Source organism: Streptomyces sp. NPDC093221, from assembly GCF_044753885.1.
In the GTDB taxonomy this organism is placed as follows: Bacteria; Actinomycetota; Actinomycetes; order Streptomycetales; family Streptomycetaceae; genus Actinacidiphila.
In genome coordinates this window covers 1,373,156-1,389,892 of sequence record NZ_JBIVOA010000001.1, presented here as the reverse complement: position 1 = coordinate 1,389,892, position 16,737 = coordinate 1,373,156, and the positions used below count along the sequence as shown (strand labels likewise).

The following is a 16,737-nucleotide window of genomic DNA, read 5'->3' as shown; positions in this document are numbered from 1 at the left end:
CCGTGAATGTCACCGGGATATCCCGGAACAACACGCAAGAGCGGCGCGACCGGGAGGAATAATCCCCGTCGCGCACAGCGTCCTCGCTGTGTTTTTCTTCAAAGGAACCTCATCTCGCCGAAGCGAGACGGGGTATCAACATATCTGGCGTTGACTTTTGGCACGCTGTTGAGTTCTCAAGGAACGGAAGCTTCCTTCAGACCGTTTCACCGGCCCTCCGGGCTTTCCCTTCGTCGTGTCTCCGACTTTAGCAGAAGTTCACTGGTCGGAATTACCACTCGCGTTTCGGAGACACGGATGCCCGAACTGAGATTTCTCTCGGCTTGGGTGGTGTGTCTTCGTCGAGCGAAGCGACATGGATCCTAGTCGGTCACCAGCGGACCTGTCCAGCTCGTGACAACCGTTCTAACCTACCTCCCCGCCAACCTTGAGTCAACGGTTCACGGTGAGGAACTTTCAGACGGCCTCACGCGAAGGTCGACGGAGGGGTCTCCAGGTCTTCCAGCTCGATGCCGGGGGCCGCGAGGACCACGTCCCCGGCGATGTGGACGTCGTGCTGATCGCCGGTCGCGAGGTCGTTGACCTGGTACTCGTCCACAGCCAGCGGCCCGTTGTCAGTGGGGTGTGCTGTCCTGGTGATCAAGGACCAGGACTGGTCCACGGTGAGGGGCGCGAGCACGGGGGGCCGGAATGACACGAGACGTACGCGGGTGGCGGGGCCGCCGGGTTCCAGGCGGAGCAGTCGCGCGGTGGCGATCAGGAACGCGGGCGAGGCACCGGTGAAGGCGTGGGCGGCGGCGTTGCCCTCCTGGGCGTGTTCGCCGGTGGGGTCGGTACGGACCCAGGTGACGCCGTCGAGCGCGGCTCCGCGTACCTGCCAGGCGGACGCGTGGAGTTCGAGTCGGATGGGGCGGCCGAGCTGGTCGAGGGTGAGGTCGACCGAGCCCGCGTGATCGCCGCCGGGGGCGGTGGTCTGCGCGGTGTAGCGCCAGCCGGAGGGGCCGGTGGCGCAGTGGAAGTGTTCTGCACCGAGGGGGGTGTGGTCGTGTGTGTCGTGGAACGAGTAACGGCCTCGGGGCATGGTGGGGTCTCGGTGTCTTTCGGTGTGCCGGTGACGTGCGAGGCCCCCGCCTCGGACGGGAGACGGGGGCCAGCGCGCGGTGGATCAGTAGCGGTAGTGGTCGGACTTGTAGGGGCCTTCGACCTTCACGCCGATGTAGGCGGCCTGCTCCGGGCGGAGCGTGGTGAGCTTGACGCCCAGCGCGTCCAGGTGGAGACGGGCGACCTTCTCGTCCAGGTGCTTGGGGAGCACGTAGACGCCGATCGGGTACTCCTCCGGCTTGGTGAACAGCTCGATCTGGGCCAGGGTCTGGTCCGCGAAGGAGTTGGACATCACGAAGGAGGGGTGGCCGGTCGCGTTGCCCAGGTTGAGCAGGCGGCCCTCGGACAGCACGATCAGTGTCTTGCCGTCGGGGAAGGTCCAGGTGTGGACCTGCGGCTTGACCTCGTCCTTGACGATGCCGGGGATCTTCGCGAGGCCGGCCATGTCGATCTCGTTGTCGAAGTGGCCGATGTTCCCGACGATGGCCTGGTGCTTCATCTTGGCCATGTCGGAGGCCAGGATGATGTCCTTGTTGCCGGTCGTGGTGACGAAGATGTCGGCGATGCCGACGACGTCGTCGAGGGTGGCGACCTGGTAGCCGTCCATCGCCGCCTGGAGCGCGCAGATCGGGTCGATCTCGGTGATGACGACGCGGGCGCCCTGGCCGCGCAGCGACTCCGCGCAGCCCTTGCCGACGTCGCCGTAGCCGCAGACCACGGCGACCTTGCCGCCGATGAGGACGTCGGTGGCGCGGTTGATGCCGTCGATCAGGGAGTGGCGGCAGCCGTACTTGTTGTCGAACTTCGACTTGGTGACCGCGTCGTTGACGTTGATCGCCGGGAAGAGCAGCGAGCCGTCCTGCTGCATCTCGTAGAGGCGGTGGACGCCGGTGGTGGTCTCCTCGGTGACGCCGCGGATCTCGGACGCGAGCTGCGTCCACTTCTGCGGGTTCTCCCCGAGGGTGCGGTTGAGGAGGCGGAGGACGAACTGCTCCTCCTCGCTCTCCGCGGTGGCCGGGTCCGGGGCGGCGCCGGCCTTCTCGAACTCGACGCCCTTGTGGACCAGGAGCGTGGCGTCGCCGCCGTCGTCCAGGATCATGTTGGGGCCGCCGGTGGCGGTGTTCGGCCAGGTCAGGGCCTGCTCCGTGCACCACCAGTACTCTTCGAGCGTCTCGCCCTTCCAGGCGAAGACGGGGATGCCCTGCGGGTTCTCCTCGGTGCCGTTCGGGCCGACGGCGATGGCCGCGGCCGCGTGGTCCTGGGTGGAGAAGATGTTGCAGGACGCCCAGCGGACCTCGGCGCCGAGGGCGACGAGGGTCTCGATCAGGACGGCGGTCTGCACGGTCATGTGCAGCGAGCCGGTGATCCGCGAGCCGGCCAGCGGCTGCGCGGCGGCGTACTCGTTGCGGATGGACATCAGGCCGGGCATCTCGTGCTCGGCGAGGGTGATCTCCTTGCGGCCGTAGGCGGCAAGCGAGAGGTCCGCGACCTTGAAGTCGGTGGCGGTGGTGGTCATATGAAGTGCTCCTCGGTGCTGCGGTCGAGGCGGACGTGGATACGGCGCGGCCACGGGGCGTGTACGGGGGTGCCCTCGTGCGGACACACCCGTCCCCTAGCGGCAGCGCAATCCGTCGGAGGCCCTCTCTCCCTCGGCCGGGCATCGCGAGATGACCCGCCCGACCGCCATCAGCAGCGACGTCTGGCTACGACAAAGCTACACCGGACGGGCGGTCCGCCCCAGTGCGCTTCCGGTCACCGGCCGCCAGGAGTCTGGTCCGGGTCGGGGCCCGCGGCGGCTGCCTGCTCGCTGTAGATGTCGGGTTCCAGGTAGACGACGCGGACGAAGGGTTCCGCGGCGCGGATGCGTTCTTCGGCGGCGTCGATGGCGCGGGCGACCTCGGCGGCGGTGTCGTCGTGCTGCACGGCGATCTTGGCGGCGACGAGGAGTTCTTCGGGGCCGAGGTGCAGGGTGCGCATGTGGATGACGCCGGTGACGGTGTCGCCGTCGACGACGGCGGCGCGGATCCTGGCCAGCGAGTCGGGTCCCGCGCCTTCGCCGATCAGCAGCGACTTGGTCTCGGCCGCGAGGACGAGGGCGATGGTGATGAGCAGCAGGCCGATGCAGAGGGTGCCGATGCCGTCCCAGACGCCGTCGCCGGTGGCGAGGGCGATGCCGACGCCGATCAGGGCGAGGACGAGGCCGATGAGGGCGCCGAAGTCCTCCAGGAGGACGACGGGGAGTTCGGGTGCCTTGGCGCGGCGGATGAACTCGGCCCAGGACTGCTTGCCGCGGGTGTGGTTGGACTCCTTGATGGCGGTGCGGAAGGAGTAGCCCTCGGCGATGATCGCGAAGACGAGGACGCCGACCGGCCAGTACCAGTGCTCGATCTCGTGCGGGTGGCGGATCTTCTCGTAGCCCTCGTAGAGCGCGAACATGCCGCCGACGGAGAACAGCACGATCGAGACGAGGAAGGCGTAGACGTAGCGTTCCCTGCCGTAGCCGAAGGGGTGCTCGTCGTTGGCGGCGCGCTTGGCCTTCTTGCCGCCGATCAGGAGAAGCGCCTGGTTGCCGGAGTCGGCGATGGAGTGCACGCCTTCGGCGAGCATCGAGGACGAGCCGCTGAACGCGAAGGCCACGAACTTGGCCACGGCGATGGCCAGGTTGGCGCTCAGCGCCGCGACGATCGCCCGTGTTCCGCCTGACGCGCTCATAGGTGCTGGGGTCCCTTTCGTCGGCCCGGGGTCTGTGTCTTGTCGTACCGGGCGTTGCGGACGCACATTGTTGCAGCCCGTCGGGCTTTTGGTGCGTCAGGCGGCCACGGTGGCCCGGAAGACGGTGCCTTCGCCGGTCAGGGTGGTGCGCTCGCTCGCGGGGACGTATGCCGACTCGCCGGGGGCCAGCGTCAAGGTGGTGCCGTCGCCGTCGCGCAGTTCGGCCCGGCCCGCGGTGCAGAGCAGGATCTGCGGGGTGCCGGAGTCGAGGGTGCGGGCCTGCGCGCCGGGGGCCAGGACGTAGCGGGAGAGCCGGAATTCGTCGATCGGCGCCACGTACAGCTCTTCGCCGTCGGGGGCGGCCTCGGGGCGCAGGACGCCGGGGTCGCCGGCCTCGAAGCGGACGACGCGCAGGAGTTCGGGGACGTCGATGTGCTTGGGGGTGAGGCCGCAGCGCAGGACGTTGTCGGAGTTGGCCATGATCTCCACGCCGAGGCCGTCGAGGTAGGCGTGCGGGACGCCCGCGCCGAGGTAGAGGGCTTCGCCGGGTTGCAGGCGTACGTAGTTGAGCAGCATCGCGGCGATGACGCCGCGGTCGCCGGGGAAGCTGTGGGCGGCCTGGGCGTAGGCGGCGTAGTCCGCGGCGTAGGGGCTGTCGGGGGTGGACAGCCGGGCGGCGGCCTCGGCCGCGGCGGTGACGGACTCGGCCATCGCCTCGGGTTCCGCGGTGAGGACGGCGGCGAGGACTTCGCGCAGCGCCTTGTCCTCGGGGTGGGCGCGGAGGATGTCGGCGTAGGGCGCGAGGGCGGGGACGCCGAGGCCGTCGATGAGGTCGGCGGCGTCGGTGGGGCGGCGGAAGCCGCACAGTCCGTCGAACGGGGAGAGCGCCACGAGCATTTCGGGCTTGTGGTTGGCGTCCTTGTAGTTGCGGTCGGGGGCGTCGGTCGGGATGCCGCGGGCTTCCTCGTCGGCGAATCCGGCCTTGGCCTGCGCGAGGTCGGGGTGGACCTGGACGGAGAGCGGCGCGCCCGCGGCCAGCACCTTGAACAGGAAGGGCAGCCGGGGGCCGAAGCGCTTGACGGTGGTGTCGCCGAGTTCGGCGCGAGGGTCGGCCGCGATCACCGTGTCGAGTGCGACGGGGCCTTCGCCGCGGTCGATCCGGGAGGGCGCGCCGGGGTGGGCGCCCATCCACAGTTCGGCCTGGGGTTCGCCGGTCGGCGGTGTGCCGAGCAGTTCGGGGATGGCGGTGGTGGATCCCCAGGCGTAGGGGCGGATCGTGTTGGTGAGGCGGTTCATGCGGTCATGATCTCTCAGCCGAGGCGACGGTCAGGTAGACGGTGGCGAAATCCGCGAGGGCGATCAGTTCGGCCGCGGTGTCGAGGGGGCCGCCGGGGGCGGCGGCGATCTCGCTGAGCGGGGTGTCGTGGGCGTACGCCTGCTCGCGGGCGGCGGGGGTGGCGGGTCCGGGCTGCTCGGAGTTCTCCTGGAGGAGCACGATCCGCAGGCGCAGTCCTCCGGGTTCCTCGACGCGGTCGCGGAAGAAGTCCTCGGGGTCGGCGGCCAGGGCGAGGGCGCTGGCCTGGAGGGGGCCGTGGACGGTGAGTGCGGCGGGCAGTTCCGCGGTGAGCGCGGGCTGGCCCGCGCGGGTGCCGAGCACGGTCGCGAAGCGGCGGGCGGCCGTGGCGGAGAGCCGGCCCTGGCTCCACAACAGCGGGAGGGCGTCGGCCAGTTCGGCCGCGAGGGTCTTGGCCGGGTTGGTGTACGTGGCGATGGCGGGGCCGCAGCGGGCGGCGACCTCGTCGAGCCGGTCGGCGACGCCGTACAGCGCCTGGGTGGGTGCGCTCAGCAGGCCGATCCGGTCGGCGAGGGCGAGCAGCGGGGCGAGGAGCGCCCAGAAGGCGCCCGCGTCGTTGGCGGGGTCCTCGTCCGCGGGGTCCGCGCCGTTGCCGAAGGGCGCGGCGAACGGCAGGGCCATGCCGTGCACCTGTTCCACGGCTTCGGCGAGCGGCGCCTTGACCGGGGTGACGGCGGCGGCGGTGCAGCCGCGGCGGTAGGCCTGCTCCACGAGGTCGGTCAGGCCCTGCTCGCTGCCCTGCGGGGTGATGAGCAGCAGCAGGTCGAGCGGTCCCGCCCAGCCGGGCAGTGTCCAGCGGGACTGTTGCGGGGTGGGTCCCGTGGGCGGCAGCACCTCGACGGGGCAGGTGCCGGAGCCGAGGGCGACCAGCAGGTCGGCGACCGCGGCGGCGTCGGGTCCGCTGGCCGCGAGCAGGACGGTCCTGGGGCGGCCGTCGGGCCGCAGCGCGGTGACTCCGGCTTCTTCGGCCAGGCGCAGCGCGGTGCGTACGCGGGCGCCGGCGGCGGCGACGCCCAGCAGCAGTCCGCGGCTGTCCGCGCGGGCCAGCGCTTCGGGGTCCTCAAGCAGCGACTCGTCGAACAACGCGACCTCCCGGTCGGAAGCGGCCTGGTCAGGGTCGGCGGATGGATGGGGCTGACGGACGGTCCGGCGGTCGTGCGGGGGTGTCAGCGGGGGCGGCGGGCCTCGTCGACGAGGAGTACGGGGATGTCGTCGCGTACGGGGTACGCGAGGCCGCACGTGTCGGAGGTGCAGACCAGCTCGTTCGCGTCGGCGTCCTCGCGGAGCGTGGCGTGGCACGCCGGGCAGGCGAGGATTTCCAGGAGGCTGGGTTCGACGAGCGGCATGGTGGGGTCCTCCGTGCTGGGTGCGGCGAGCGGCGAGGTGCCACCGCGCGCGGGACTGCGGTCGGGATACGGCGGGCGCGTGCTCCGAGCGGTACGGTCCCGGGCCGGGCCGACGGCTCCCGCCGCGTACGTTCTCAGCCTATAGCCGTAGCGCCCGGCCCCGAGTGCGGCCTGTGGATAACTCCGAGCGCGCGCATGCGGTGACCGCGCCCGTACGGTGACCGCGCCCATGCGGTGACCGCACCCATGCGGTGACCGCACCCGTACGACGACCGGACCCGTACGACGACCAGGCGCGTACGACGGCCGGCCCGCGTAACCCCCGGCCGCGTAGACCCCACCCCGCGTCGGGCCCGCGAGACCACGCGGGCTCAGGTCCTGACGATCGCCAGGACCTGGTCCCTGACGCGGGCCACGCCCTCCGCGTCGCGCGCCTCGACGTTCAGCCGCAGCAGCGGCTCGGTGTTGGAGGCGCGGAGGTTGAACCACCAGTCGGCGGAGGTGACGGTGAGCCCGTCCAGCTCGTCGAAGGTGACGCCGTCTTGGCCGGCGAAGGCGGCGCGGACCGCCGCGGTGCTCGCGGCCTGGTCGGCGACGGTGCTGTTGATCTCGCCGGAGCCCGCGTAGCGGTCGTAGGCGGCGACCAGAGCGGACAGCGGGCCGTCCTGGGCGCCGAGGGCGGCCAGCAGGTGGAGGGCGGCGAGCATGCCGGTGTCGGCGTTCCAGAACTCGCGGAAGTAGTAGTGCGCGGAGTGCTCGCCGCCGAAGACGGCGCCGGAGTCGGCCATTTCCTGCTTGATGAAGGAGTGGCCGACGCGGGTGCGCACCGGGACGCCGCCGTGTTCCCTGACCACCTCGGGCACCGACCAGGACGTGATCAGATTGTGGATGATCGTGGCGCCGGGGTGCTTGGCCAGTTCGCGGGCGGCGACCAGGGCGGTCACCGCGGACGGGGAGACGGGTTCGCCGCGCTCGTCCACCGCGAAGCAGCGGTCGGCGTCGCCGTCGAAGGCCAGGCCGATGTCGGCGCCGGTCTCGCGGACCCGCGCCTGGAGGTCGACCAGATTCTTCGGGTCGAGCGGGTTGGCCTCGTGGTTGGGGAAGGTGCCGTCCAGTTCGAAATACATCGGCACCAGGTCGACGGGCAGCCCGTCGAGGACGGTGGGCACGGTGTGGCCGCCCATGCCGTTGCCCGCGTCCACGACCACCTTGAGCGGCCGGATTCCGGAGAGGTCGACCAGCGAGCGCAGATAGGCGGCGTAGTCGCCGAGCACGTCGCGCCGCACCAGGGTGCCGGTTTCCACGTCGACGGCGGGGACGCCGTTCTCCAGCCACTTCTCCGCGAGCGCGCGGATGTCGGCGAGGCCGGTGTCCTGGCCGATGGGGGCGGCGCCCGCGCGGCACATCTTGATGCCGTTGTACCGCGCCGGGTTGTGACTGGCCGTGAACATGGCGCCGGGCAGGTCGAGTTGCCCGCTCGCGAAGTACAGCTCGTCGGTGGAGCACAGGCCGATCCCGGTGACGTCCGCGCCGCGGGAGGCGGCGCCGCGCGCGAAGGCGGCGGACAGGCCGGGGGACGAGGGCCGCATGTCGTGTCCGACGACGATCGCCGTGGCGTCGGTGACCGTGGCGAAGGCGGCGCCGAAGATCTCGGCGAGCGGCTCGTCCCACTGGTCGGGTACGACTCCGCGTACGTCGTAGGCCTTGACGAGCTGCGACAAATCGGCCACTGCACACCTCTGGTGAACTCTGGTGAAGGGTCGGAACGGCGCCGGTGGGCGGCGCGGTGGAGTTTCCAGCACAACCTACCCCGATGGGGTGAGCGGAGTTTTTCGCCGCCGCCGCGACGCGAGGGGTGGCGTCACGGGAGCCCCGAAAGGGTCAACGGGACGGCGCGAGGGGCGGCTTGCGCGGGGTGGGGACCGCGCGGTGGGGACGGGAGGTGAGGCCGGCTGCTACTGCTCGGGCGAGCGGAGCACGCGCAGATGGCCGCGGCGGGCCACTTCCAGCGGGTCGATGTCGCGCGGGCCAGGGCCCTGCTGGCGGCGCTCCTGGGGGCGGGCCGCCTCGCGCACCGCGTTGGCGAGCGCTTCGAGGTCGTCGCCGCTGGGCCCGACGGGACCGGTGTCCGTCGCCAGGCGCACGACTTCCCAGCCACGGGGCGCGGTCAGCCGCTCGGAGTGCTCGGAGCACAGGTCGTAGCAGTGCGGTTCCGCGTACGTGGCGAGCGGTCCGAGAACGGCGGTGGAGTCCGCGTAGACGTACGTCAGCGTCGCGACGGCGGGACGGCCGCATGCGGTGCGCGAACAGCGACGTACAAGGCTCACGAGGTTGGACGGTACCGCACTCTTGAGCGGGCCGCGACGACTCTCCGCCAGCTCACCCGGTCGTGTCGTCACGTGCCCCCGGAATCGTGCCGCGTGACGGCCGCCGCGCTGACCTGCGCGGACGGAAAACACATGGCAGGCGCGGCGCGGCGGTGCGGGAGAAGTACGACACGCGGTCACGGCCGTGACAGGCGGCGGCTGGCGCATATGCGTCTGATCTATGGCCAGATGCTGACTGCGTGGTGTCCGTCCTGTGCGCACCCGGCGGGAGGGCTAGGATCATCGCTGATGGAAAGCTCGGCACCTCCTCCTTCCGCACCCCGTCCGCGCCACCGCGACCGCCACGGACGTGGGATGCGCGGGCCCATCGCGCCCCCGCAGGTGCCGCTGGCGCTCAGCCGCGCCGATGCCTTCGACGACCTGGTGCGCGACGCCGCCGACCGGCTGGAAAGGCGCTGGCCGCAGCTCGCCGACGTCGAATTCGCCGTCCAGGAGGTGCCCTGGCCGCAGGACACCCCGCCGACGGACGACGACACGGTGCCGCTGGGCCGTCTCATCGGCGCGGGCAAGGACCGGCCGAGCCGCATCGTGGTCTACCGGCGCCCGGTGGAGATCCGCGCCAAGACCCGCGACGAGCGGGCGCTCCTGGTGCACGAGATCGTCGTGGAGCAGGTCGCGGAGCTGCTCGGCCTGTCCCCCGAGAACGTCGACCCGAAGTACGGCGAGGACTGACACGGCCCGGCGCGGCCCCGACGCGGACCGCCCGCATATGGTGCGGCCCGCGCGGACCGCACCAGGTGCGGGAAAACGCTCTAGTGGTTGAGAATCCCCAGGTCGGCGCGGGCCGCGGGAACATCCACCATGCCGTGGTCGTCGGACATCGGCTGGATCGTGAACATCGGCACCCCGTCCAGCGGGAGCGCCAGCGTCCGTGAGGCGTAGACGCTTCCGCCGGAGACGCGCTCGACGGTCACGGCGAACGTGCCCTTGCCGGACGCGGGCAGCGGCGGCGGGACGGCGACGGTCGTCCCCGCCTTGACGCTGACCGTCTTCGACACCGGCTCGCCGCCGGAGGATCCGGCCGACGCGGTGATCTTCACACTGGCGTCCTGGCCGACGGCGACCAGCGACAAGGTGGAGCCCTTGGTGCGGTTGTCGGCGACGGTGGAGCGGGTCTCGATCGCCGGGGTGGCGGGCAGGAACGCCATCTCCTGCTTGGCGCCCTTGCCGCGCGTCACCCGCAGGCCCGCCACCACGGGGACCGCCGCGTGGACCTGGCTGGAGGTGATGACCAGCGAACCCGCCTCGCCCTTGGTGAGGTCACCGAGGTCGACCGCGCTGGTCATACCGCTCTTGACGTGCAGCGTCTCGTGTCCCGCGGGGGTGATCGAGCCGGTCGGCGTCGCCAGCTTCAGCGTGAGGTCGGCGTCGTCGGAACCGGCCGCGTACACCACCAGGCGCACGGTCGCGGCGTCGGCGGGGATGCCGGGCAGCACCAGGCTGGTGGCGGGCTCGGCGGCCGGGGTCAGCCAGTCGCTGCCGAGCTTCTTGTCGATGGCCTGAACGGCCGCGCCGACCCGGCCGCTGCGCGCCACGACGTGCACGGTGAGGTCCTGCGCCTTGTCCGCGACCAGGGTGGACAGCAGCACCGGCTTGGCGGACTTGCCCGCCACGGTGACGCCGTCGCCGGTGGACGCCTTCAGCAGGCCGTCCTTGCCGTACAGCTCGATGTCGACGACCGCCGGGGTGTCGTCGGGGTTCACCAGGTGCAGGAAGTCCTGCCGGTCGGGTCCCGTGCTGACGCCCGCGAACCAGAATTCGCTGTCCGGTGCCACACAGGACGCGCCGAGCAGGCCGCGGCCCGCCCCGGTGTCCACGACGGTGGTCTGCTGGACGGTCCAGCCGGGCGCGAGCGGCCCGTCGGCCGTACCGATCAGCGCGGGCGCGTCGGGCTTGTCGGTGGAGCTGGTGGCGGGCTTGCCCGCGGCCTTCAGCGGGGTGAGCGCCTTGCCCTTGGGCGTCGCGGGGACCAGTTCCGCGCTGCCGGAGCCGGTCGCGCCCGCCGTCCCCTGCGGGGTGAACGAGGTGTAGGTGGTGTTGGCGAATTCCGACGAGGACGGCGCCGGGCACAGCAGATTGCTGCGCTGTACGGGCAGCCGGGCCGCGGAGGCCACCGGCGCGGTGTCCCGGTCGCCGCCGCCGGACACCACGGCGGCGCCGGTCAGTACGGCCAGGGCGGCGACGGCGCCCGCCAGGGAGATCGTGCTGCGGTTCACTGGTGGTCGCTCCCGTCGCGGCGCTGGTCGTCTTCGGCGTAGTACGGGGCGGCCGGGTCGGGGTACGCGGCCGGGTCGTAGGGCTGCTGTCCGCCGTACGGCGCCTGCCCGTCGTACTGCTGCTGCGGCTGCTGCTGGTCGTAACCCGCCGTCTCGTCGTAACCGGCCGCCTCTTCGTGGCCGGTCGTCGCGTACGGGTCGTAGGGCGGCGGGGGCTGCTGCGGGTAGCCGTACTGGTCGGTGTAGCCGACCTGCTGCTGCTCGTACGTGCCCGGCTCCGCCGCGTACTGCTGCTGCCCGTCCCATTGCTGCTGGGCGGGGTCGGTGCCGTAGCCGGGGTCCTGCCGCGGGTAGCCGTAGAACTGCTCGCCGGTGTCGGGGGCAGGCACCGCGTACGGGTCGTAACCGCCCTCAGAGGGGTCGTACGGGGTCTGCGGCGGTGCGTCGGGGCCCGCGGGCCCGTCCTGGCCCTGCCGACCGTGGTGGGCCTGCTGGGCCGCGTAGGCCGCCTGCTCCTGGCCCTCGGCCTCCGCGGCGTCGGGATCGGCCGCGGCGGCCTCGGCGTCGGCCGCCGCCTGGAGGCGGCGGGCGCGACGGCCCTCGCCCGCACCTTGTGCGGGAATCTGGACGGCGCTGGGCGCGTCGGCCTCCGGCAGGTCGTCGTCGATCTCGCGGCGGCGGCCCGGCAGGGCCAGCACGATGACCACGAGCAGCAGCAGTCCCTGCGCGCCCAGCCAGAAGGTGTGGGTGAACGGCTCCTCATAGGTGACGTCCAGACGGCCGCCGGTGGCGGGCAGCTGGAAGCCCTGCGCCCAGCCGTCGACGGTCGTTCTGGGCAGCGCGGATCCGTTCAGGGTGGCCTGCCAGCCGGGCGCGGCGGAGTCCGCCAGGCGCAATACGCGGCCTTCGGGACCGGCGGGCACCGTGGTGTGCGCCTCGACCTTGCCTGCCGCGACGGCGACGGGCTGCGCGCCCTTGCTGGTGATCGCGATCCTGGAGACCGCGTCGTTGACGCGCCACAATTCGCTGCCGTCCGCCTGGCTCACCCGGGACAGGCCGGGGGTGCTGTCCAGGACGCGGCCCACCGAGCGCGGCGCGCCCTTCTGCGCCAGTACGTAGCGGATGGCGTATCCGGTGAGGCGGCTGCCCTGGTCGGCGCCGGAACCCGCCACCAGGTTGGCGACGACGGTGTCGAGTTCGCTGTCGCGGGACGCCTCCGCGGCCAGTTCGGCGTCGCCGATCCGCGCGCCCGCGCCGCGCACCAGGGAGTACGAGATGCGGCCCGCGGTGCCGTTGAGCACCAGGGTGCGGGCCTGGTCGCGGGAGGTGCTCTCCTCGGCGACGAAGGCGGGCACCTGCTGCGGGTCCTGGCGCTTGATGGGGCCGTTCGCGCCGTCGGCGACCCAGGTGAAGGCGGCCAGCAGCGGCGCGAGGGCCGCGGCCAGCGCGATCAGGCCCGCGACGGGCTGGCGCCAGCCGAAGCCGCTGGCGGCGATCCGCTCCTTGGCGCCTTCCGCGCCGATCGCGGCGGCGGCCAGCAGGGCGAGACCGTAGACGAGGGTGGCGGGGCCCGCCCATGCCTTGGTGTTCTCGATGACGGCGAAGAGCAGTCCGGTCGCGGCGGCGGCCCAGGCGGCGACGATCGCCGGGCGGCGTGTGTCGCGCATCAGGGCGGCGAGCGCGGCCAGGACGACGCCGATCAGCAGGAAGGCGGCGCCCGCCTTGGGTCCGCCGGGGCTGAGCATCAGCAGGTCGATGCCGGAGACGCCCTTGTCGCCGTACGGCAGTCCCGCCTCGTGCAGCAGGCGTCCGGGGTGCGCGAGCAGCGTCAGCGACCAGGGGGCGAGCAGCACGATCGGGGTGATCAGCAGGGCCGCGAAGCGCAGGAGCTGCGGGACCAGGAGCTGCTGCTGGCCGCGGGCCATGCGCCAGCCGAGGGTGGCGGCGGCCAGTGTCAGGGCGATCGGCCAGGTGACCGGGGTGAAGGCGGTGGTGAAGGTGAGCATCAGCGCCAGCGCCCAGGTGGAGCGCCAGCCGGGCCGTGCGCCGCGCTCGATCGCGCCGTCGCCGAGCTGGAGGCCCGCGGTGCCGACGGCGGCGCGCGCCATCAGCGGCAGCAGGATGGCCAGGACGGCGGTGCCGAGCCGTCCGGTGGCCAGCGCCCCGGTGGCGGCGGGCAGGAAGGCGTACGCGACCGACGCCCAGGCGCGCAGCAGGCGCGACTCGACGAGCGGGCGGGAGGCGAAGTAGGCGGTGATCCCGGCCAGCGGCACCGAGGCCACCAGCAGCAGGGTGAGGGTGAGTCCCGTGGAGCCGAAGAGCACGGTCGCGAAGAGCGCGAGGACCGCGATGTACGGGGGCGCGGCCTGGGTGCCGCCGGTGCCCAGCGCGTGCCAGGAACCCGTGTAGGTGCCCCACAGGTCGGAGGCGCCGGGGTCGGCGGGCAGCAGGGCGCCGCCGAAGAGGGCTCCCCCGCCGAGCAGTGAGCGGCAGGCGGCGAGCGAGACGACGAGCAGGACGGCGAAGAGCACGGGGCCCGGCTTGCGGGCGACGCGCTTGAGCCGCGCGAATTGCTCGACTTCCAGGAAGTCGCCGTCCTCGTCGCCCGGTCCGGACTCGACGGAGCCGCCGTGGCGTCCCGCGGCGGCGGACGCGGCGTCGGCGCGGCCCGCGATGTTGCTGACGACCTGGTCGACGGTGGCGCGTACGGTCGCGCCGGGCGGCGGGAAGAGCGGTCGCAGTTCGGAGGGCGGTACGGTGCCGCGGCCTCTTCTGCGTCTGGCGGCCAGCACCCGTCCGGGGCGCAGCAGGACGCCGAGCAGTCCGACGATCTCGTCGACGGCCTGTCCCGGCACCTTGCCGACGAGATAGGCGAGCGTGCGCAATATGGTGCCGACGGCGATCCGCAGCATCACATAGGGCAGCAGCGGGCCGCGGGTGTTGGCCAGCAGGGTGTAGACGGCGCCGGCCTTGTCGACGCGGTGCGGGTTGACCGAGGAGCGGCCCGCGCAGTCGACCGGGCGGCGCTCGCGGGAGGCGGCCTCGGCGTGCCACATGACGGCGTCGGGGGCGACCAGCACGGTGTGGCCCGCCGCTTGGGCGCGCCAGCAGAAGTCGACGTCGTCGCGCATCAGGGGCAGCCTGCGGTCGAATCCGCCCAGCTCCTCCCATACGTCGCGGCGCACCAGCATGCCCGCGGACGACACGGCGAGCACCGGGCGGGTCTGGTCGTGCTGGCCCTGGTCCTGCTCGCGGCGTTCGAGCGCGGTCCAACGGCGACCGCTGCGGGCGATGCTGACGCCGACTTCGAGGAGCTGCCTGCGGTCGAACCAGCTCCGCAGCTTGGGGCCGATGATCGAGGCGGACGGCGAGGCGTCCGCGGTGCGCAGCAGGGCGGCGAGCGCTCCGGGGTCGGGCTCGCAGTCGTCGTGCAGCAGCCACAGCCACTGGACGGGGTCGCCGTGCGGCTGCTCGGGCTCGTCGTACGCGTCGTCGTTCCAACTGCGGCTGACCGGGTCCCAGCCGCTGCGGCGTCCCAGGTACGGCAACTGCTCGGCGCTGAGCGGCGCGGCGACCCTGGCGGCCTCCTCGACGGCGGCGCCGAAGCCGGTGCGGCGGGCCAGGTGCAGGACGCGCTGGTCGCCGAGGGAGTCGGCGAGCAGCCGCGCGGAGTCGTCCGCGCTGCCGGTGTCGGCGGCGATCACGTCCTGGACAGGGCGGTCCTGGGAGAGCAGGCCGGCGAGGGCTTTGGGCAGCCAGCGCGCGCCGTCGTGCGCGACGAGCACGGCGGTGACGACGTGGCGCGGGAACTCAGGGATGCCGGCCGGGAAGAAGGCCGGTGCTGGGCTGTTCACGGACATCGAGGTTCGGGCCCCGGTTCGCTGGACTGCGGTTGACGCATCGGCCGCCGGCGGCGGGGAACGTCTCGGACGGGCCCCCACACTAACGGCTTACACCGGGGGCTCCGTCCGAGTGTGAGAACAACGGCAGCCCGCCTCCCGTGCCGGTGGGCGCGGAAAGCGGGCTGTACGCGGGCTGGAAGCGGGGTGTGCGGGAGCTGTGATCGGGCCGGTGCGCGGTGCCGCGCGAGGGGTCGGGGGCGCGGTCAGGGCTCGGTCGGCGCCCTGCCGCGGACCCGGTCCTCGGACCGGTCGTCGGCCCGGTCGCGTGGGTCAGACGACGCCCTTCTTCAGGCGGCGGCGCTCCCGCTCGGACAGGCCGCCCCAGATGCCGAAGCGTTCGTCGTTGGCCAGGGCGTACTCCAGGCAGTCGGAACGGACTTCACAGGCGAGGCAGACCTTCTTCGCCTCACGCGTGGAACCGCCCTTTTCCGGGAAGAACGACTCGGGGTCGGTCTGCGCACACAGCGCGCGCTCCTGCCAGCCGAGTTCCTCGTCGGCCTCTTCGGCCAGCAGCAACTGGAACTGCTCGGTCATGCGCGCCCCTCGTCTGTCGTGCTTCCCCGTGATGTTGCCGTCACCATGTGCGGCCTAACGACACGAGTGAAATTACAAGTGTGCCGATCCGGGCCAGTCAAGCCGAGATCTGCTATTGGGCCCGTTATTCACTCCGCTGAACCAAGAGGTGACAGAAAGTGTTGATATCGGCCTAAAATCCGGTATCCGTCAACCATGGTCCCGCCGATCCACCGTTCACACCTCGTCAGACGCCTTGGCGACGCGCCACGTTCCGCCATTCGGGTGAAGCGTTGTGGATCACATTCCGATCACAGAAGCACAACAGCACAACGTGCTCTTCATGCGGTTGGGCACCACATATCCGCACACTTCTGCGCACAAACCTTTCACCAACCCTTCCAGCCGGATCAGGTGAAAGATTCGCGACATTCCGGACATCCGGTTGACAAGGTACGGGCGCGACCGGTCTCCTTGACGGCATGCCTGCTGAGCACCACGCGCCTACCCGGACTCGCCGTCGCGAGTCCCGCTGCGTCGCGCTCGCCCAGAGCTGTTGTCGTTCCTGTTGTTGCCGCTGAGCCCCCTGCCCAGGACCTGTCACGGACCTGGCACCGCCTAGCCACTCGCGCATCACGAGGAACACACCTTCATGTACAGCGATGTCTCGATCGCCGGTGACCCGCTCGCCCTTCCCCACCTGCTCCCCCCGGTGCCGCAACACCCACACACCGTTGCGGAGTTCGCCGGGCTCGCCCGCTCCATCGCCGCCGACCGCGAGCGATGGGCCCCCCAGGTGCGCTACGACGCCACCACCCGCTGGTACGCGCGGCTGCGCCGCGGACCCGGCTACGAGGTGTGGCTGCTGAGCTGGCTGCCCGGTCAGAGCAGCGGGCTGCACGACCACGGCCTGTCGTCCGGTGTGCTCACCGTGCTCCAAGGCGCACTGCGCGAGCGGGCGCTGCCGGGTGCGAGCACGGGCGCCTCGGGCGGCGTCGGCCGCGAGGTCAACCGGGTGCTGTCGGCGGGCGCGCAGCGTGCCTTCGCGCCCGGTTACGTCCACGAGGTCGTCAACGACGCGCTGGAACCCGCGGTGAGCCTGCACGTCTACTTCCCCGGCCTCACCAAGATGACCCCGTACGCCTGCACGTCCGCCGCCCCGCGGGCCGATACCTCACGGGCCGCCGCGGCGGGCTGACAGACTGG

The 16,737-nt window shown here is 72.0% G+C and carries 13 protein-coding genes; 2 read left to right on the top strand and 11 right to left on the bottom strand.

Annotation, left to right across the window (positions count from 1 at the left end):
• Positions 1-466: 466 nt before the first annotated feature.
• From ACIQCJ_RS06180 to ACIQCJ_RS06145, 8 genes are all read right to left on the bottom strand, one after another.
• Positions 467-1,081 (bottom strand): hypothetical protein, encoded by a 615-nt coding sequence (locus ACIQCJ_RS06180; RefSeq protein WP_402710823.1) that lies wholly within the window; start codon positions 1,079-1,081, stop codon positions 467-469.
• An 84-nt stretch (positions 1,082-1,165) separates the two neighbouring features.
• On the bottom strand, positions 1,166-2,617 hold the full coding sequence (ahcY, locus tag ACIQCJ_RS06175; RefSeq protein ID WP_355350085.1) for an adenosylhomocysteinase: 1,452 nt from the start codon (positions 2,615-2,617) through the stop codon (positions 1,166-1,168).
• 236 nt (positions 2,618-2,853) lie between these two features.
• Positions 2,854-3,813, bottom strand: coding sequence for a cation diffusion facilitator family transporter (locus ACIQCJ_RS06170; RefSeq protein WP_391052882.1), 960 nt, complete (start codon positions 3,811-3,813; stop codon positions 2,854-2,856).
• 96 nt (positions 3,814-3,909) lie between these two features.
• A complete protein-coding gene (gene manA / locus ACIQCJ_RS06165; RefSeq protein ID WP_402710822.1) occupies positions 3,910-5,109 on the bottom strand; it encodes a mannose-6-phosphate isomerase, class I in 1,200 nt (399 codons plus the stop codon).
• A 4-nt stretch (positions 5,110-5,113) separates the two neighbouring features.
• Positions 5,114-6,250 carry an SIS domain-containing protein gene (locus tag ACIQCJ_RS06160; protein ID WP_355350076.1) on the bottom strand — a complete coding sequence of 379 codons (1,137 nt, stop codon included), beginning with the start codon at positions 6,248-6,250 and terminating at the stop codon, positions 5,114-5,116.
• Between the two features lie 83 nt (positions 6,251-6,333).
• On the bottom strand, positions 6,334-6,513 hold the full coding sequence (locus tag ACIQCJ_RS06155) for a Trm112 family protein (RefSeq protein ID WP_402710821.1): 180 nt from the start codon (positions 6,511-6,513) through the stop codon (positions 6,334-6,336).
• A 371-nt stretch (positions 6,514-6,884) separates the two neighbouring features.
• Positions 6,885-8,243, bottom strand: a complete 1,359-nt coding sequence (locus ACIQCJ_RS06150; RefSeq protein WP_401314628.1) for a phosphomannomutase/phosphoglucomutase — start codon at positions 8,241-8,243, stop codon at positions 6,885-6,887.
• 225 nt (positions 8,244-8,468) lie between these two features.
• Complete coding sequence (locus tag ACIQCJ_RS06145; RefSeq protein WP_355350091.1) at positions 8,469-8,891, bottom strand: DUF3499 domain-containing protein; 423 nt, start codon at positions 8,889-8,891, stop codon at positions 8,469-8,471.
• Between the two features lie 237 nt (positions 8,892-9,128).
• Between ACIQCJ_RS06145 and ACIQCJ_RS06140 the strand changes: the two genes are divergently transcribed.
• Positions 9,129-9,572 carry a metallopeptidase family protein gene (locus tag ACIQCJ_RS06140; protein WP_391052892.1) on the top strand — a complete coding sequence of 148 codons (444 nt, stop codon included), beginning with the start codon at positions 9,129-9,131 and terminating at the stop codon, positions 9,570-9,572.
• 80 nt (positions 9,573-9,652) lie between these two features.
• Here the strand turns inward: ACIQCJ_RS06140 and ACIQCJ_RS06135 are convergent, their stop codons facing one another.
• The 3 genes from ACIQCJ_RS06135 to ACIQCJ_RS06125 all read right to left on the bottom strand — a co-directional run bounded on the left by ACIQCJ_RS06135 (position 9,653) and on the right by ACIQCJ_RS06125 (position 15,552).
• A complete protein-coding gene (locus tag ACIQCJ_RS06135; protein WP_402710820.1) occupies positions 9,653-11,116 on the bottom strand; it encodes a DUF5719 family protein in 1,464 nt (487 codons plus the stop codon).
• Positions 11,113-14,976 carry a glycosyltransferase family 2 protein gene (locus tag ACIQCJ_RS06130; RefSeq protein ID WP_402710819.1) on the bottom strand — a complete coding sequence of 1,288 codons (3,864 nt, stop codon included), beginning with the start codon at positions 14,974-14,976 and terminating at the stop codon, positions 11,113-11,115. The genes ACIQCJ_RS06135 and ACIQCJ_RS06130 overlap by 4 nt, the downstream gene beginning before the upstream one ends.
• A 312-nt stretch (positions 14,977-15,288) precedes the next feature.
• Positions 15,289-15,552 (bottom strand): WhiB family transcriptional regulator, encoded by a 264-nt coding sequence (locus ACIQCJ_RS06125; RefSeq protein WP_031519519.1) that lies wholly within the window; start codon positions 15,550-15,552, stop codon positions 15,289-15,291.
• Positions 15,553-16,183: 631 nt separating this feature from the next.
• On the opposite strand from ACIQCJ_RS06125, the gene ACIQCJ_RS06120 reads away from it, so the two are divergent.
• Positions 16,184-16,729, top strand: coding sequence for a cysteine dioxygenase (locus tag ACIQCJ_RS06120; RefSeq protein WP_402710818.1), 546 nt, complete (start codon positions 16,184-16,186; stop codon positions 16,727-16,729).
• The last annotated feature ends 8 nt before the right edge of the window (positions 16,730-16,737 follow it).